Source organism: Kitasatospora sp. NPDC056327 (assembly GCF_042261735.1).
GTDB lineage: Bacteria > Actinomycetota > Actinomycetes > Streptomycetales > Streptomycetaceae > Kitasatospora.
This window is the reverse complement of the sequence record NZ_JBHJRC010000487.1, coordinates 1-3181: the sequence shown is the minus strand read 5'-3', so window position 1 is coordinate 3181 and position 3181 is coordinate 1. Positions and strand designations below refer to the sequence as shown.

Annotated in this window: 2 protein-coding genes; both read left to right on the top strand. The window is 75.7% G+C overall.

What is annotated here, in order from left to right:
- Window positions 1–233 precede the first annotated feature (233 nt).
- On the top strand, window positions 234–1454 hold the full coding sequence (locus ACFCX4_RS35565) for a DUF418 domain-containing protein (RefSeq protein ID WP_376151504.1): 1221 nt from the start codon (window positions 234–236) through the stop codon (window positions 1452–1454).
- Window positions 1455–1563: 109 nt separating this feature from the next.
- Window positions 1564–3162, top strand: coding sequence for a hypothetical protein (locus ACFCX4_RS35560; RefSeq protein WP_376151502.1), 1599 nt, complete (start codon window positions 1564–1566; stop codon window positions 3160–3162).
- Window positions 3163–3181 lie beyond the last annotated feature (19 nt).

Genomic DNA, 3181 nt, shown 5'->3' with positions numbered 1-3181 from the left:
CCCGTGGGCGGGCACCCGCGCCCACGGGAGGCCGGCGCCGAAGCATTCCTGATGATCCGTCAGGGGCACTGCCGAAGCAGTCCGTTGCCCTAGGGGATCGTCTCCTGCTCACGGCGGACCCCGGTGCTTCCGTGTACGTCCACCGGCGGACGCCGCAGTCCTCACTGATCATGAGGCAGCACCGTCCCGGAACCGGCCACGATGAGGTCGGAGTCCGCAGAGAGGTGCCCCAGGTGTCCGACCACGTACCGGCCCGTCCGTCCGCCACGGCGCACCCGGGCCGGCTCGCCCTGCCCGACGTCCTGCGGGGCGTGGCGATCCTGGGCACGCTGATGACCAACGTCTGGATCTTCGCCGCGCCCGCCGGTGAATGGGGCGCGCTGACCGGGGCGACCTCCGGCGCCACCCTGGGCCATCTGCTCGACGACCCCTCGCCCGCGCTGGCCGCGGAGACCCTCTTCCGCCTCGCCGCCGACGGCAAGTTCCTCGCCCTGCTCACCGTCCTGTTCGGCGTCGGCCTGGCGATCCAGTACGACTCCGCCCGCCGTCGCGGTCTGCCCTGGCCGAGGAGCTACCGCCCCCGGGCGTGGTTCCTGCTGGCCGAGGGCACCGTGCACTTCGTGCTGGTGTTCGCCTGGGACGTCCTGATGGCCTACGCCCTCTGCTCGCTGCTGGTCTCACGCCTGCTCGCCGCCTCCGAGCGGGCGCAGCGGACCGTCCTCCGGTCGGCGGCGGCCTTCCACCTGGTCCTGATGGCCGCCCTGAGCGTCGTCCTGGCCCTGGGCGACGAGGCGTCCGCGACCGGGACGGGCCCCGACGCCGATGTGGTCGACCTCTACGCCCACGGCGGCTACCTCGACCTGATCGCCTTCCGGCTGACCAACGTGCTCGCCCTGCGGATCGAGCCGGTGCTCAGCTTCGCCCTCCTGCTGGTCCTCTTCCTGCTCGGCGTCCGGCTCCACCGGGCCGGCGCGTTCGCCCCGGGCGAGGAGGGCCGGCGCCTGCGCGGGCGGCTGCTGGCCTGGGGTCTGGGCGTCGGCGTCCCGCTCTCCCTGGCCGCCTCCCTCGCCGGCTCGCAGGGCTTCCTGGTCCAGCGCTACGTGGCCGCCCCCGCCCTCGCCCTCGGTTACGCGGGCCTCGTCGGCGTGATCCTGGACCGGGTCGCCCGCCCGCCGCTCGTCACCGCCCTCACCGCCGTCGGCCGCACCGCGCTCTCCTGCTACGTCGGACAGAACCTGCTCTGCATGCTGGCCTGCTACGGGATCGGCCTCGGCCTCGCCGAACGGCTGGAGGGCAGTGGGCCCTGGTGGGTGATGGGCCTGTGGGCGGCGGTCTCCCTGGCCCTGGTCGTGGGCGCCCGCCTCTGGCTGCGGCGCCACCCGACCGGCCCGCTGGAGTCCGTCCAACGGCGGCTGCTGCGCCGGCCGGAGCCCGCCGGCGTGCCGCGGCCGTGACCGCGGCGTCGGGCGGCGGTGCTCAGCGGCGGTGCGCTCCCGCCGCGATCTCGACGAAGGGCCGGATCAACGGGAGGGTGTGTCAGTGCCGCCGGGCAGAGTGTCGATCATGTTCGACGGACTGCACGACATCGACTGGTCGCGGATGCACCACGCCTACGGCACGGCGGAACAGGTGCCGGCACTGCTGCTCGCACTCGCCTCCCCGGACGAACGGGAACGCGACGACGCGCTCGGCGACTTCCACGGCGCGGTCCACCACCAGGGCGACGTCTACGGGTGCACGGCCGCGAGCATGCCGTTCCTCTTCGAGCTGGCCGGGGACACCGAGGCGCCGAACCGCGCGGCCGTGGTCGAACTGCTGGTGAGCATCGGCAGGGCGGCCCACCGGTTCGTGGCCCACGGGTTCGCGGCCCACGGGCCGGTGGTGGGGGAGCCCGCCGCCCACGAGTCCCCGACCGCGACCGCGGACGTCGACCGGGACCACTCGGGTCATGTCGCGGCCGCGGCGCTGATGCGGGAACGGGCCGGAGTGCTCATCGGACTCGCCACCGCCGCCGACCGGCCCGTGCGACGCGCGGCGATACCCGCGCTCGGGCTGTTCGTCGAGGACGCCGAACGCGCCGTCACGGTACTGCGGGAGCGGCTCGCCGCCGAGCCGGGGGCCGTCGAACGGCAGCTGCTGGTGGAGGCGGCGGCCACCCTCGCCCTGCGACGCCCGGACGCCGCCGGGCCCGTCGCCTCCTGGCTCACCGCCCTCGCCGGCGGCACCGCGCCCGACCCGGCCACCCGGCTCGCGGCCGTGGTCCACCGCGCCCGCTGCGCACCGGGGTTCCCCGCCGAGGAGACGACCCGGGCGGCGGTCGCACTGCTGCGCGCGCAGCCGGTGCCGACCGCCCGTCGGCCGCACCGTCCCGCCCCGGAACGGCGGGCGCCCGCCGTCCTGGACGGCGTACCCGCCCACATCGCCGCCGCGTTCGAGGCGCTCGACCGGGAGACCACCGACCACTCACCGCTCACCGGCCTGCTGCGCACCCTCCACGAAGCCCTGGACGCGCGGGTGCCCGAACGGACCGCGCTGCTGACGGAGCAACTGCGCAGCGAGGACCCGGGCGCCCGACTGGACGCCCTGCGGATGGCCGGGGACGTGATCCGCTCCTGGCGGGGCGACCACACCCCGCTCGTCGCGCGGATCGCCGGGCTCCTGGCCGACCCGTGGCCAGGGGTTGTCGCCGAGGCGGCGTCCGTCCTCGGAGCCTGCGCTCCGGTCGCCGCGGCGGCCCGCCCGGCGCTGGCCGCCGCGGTCGCCGCCCAGCGGGCGCAGTACGGGCCGCAGGTGTGGGCTGATCAGGACCGGGAGGTGCGCCGGGCCCACCAGGAGAGCGTCCTCGCGCTCGCGGGCCTCGGGGACGAACGGGCGCTGCCGAGCCTGCTGGTGGCGCTCGACGGCGGCACGGACGCCTGGCGTGCCGTCCGGGCGGTGCGGTGGCTCCCGGGTGCGGCGGGGCAGTGGGTGCCCGGACTGGTCGAGCGGCTGCTCGCCTTCGACCCGCAACAGCGGGCTACCGGGGCGGAGACGGCCTCGGCCCTCGCCGCGCTCGGTCACCTCGCCGACCCGTCGACCTTCCGCGCGGTCGAGGACGTCCTCGACCGCGCGGGGGCGGCGCGGGGTCTTATTCACAACATACGCGGCCGGCGAAGGTATTAGTGTTGTTATAGGTGGTGGG

What these genes read in the sequence shown, in the direction of transcription:
- ACFCX4_RS35560 (WP_376151502.1), top strand. Translation starts at nt 1,564, where the DNA reads ATGTTCGACGGACTGCACGACATCGACTGGTCGCGGATGCACCACGCC.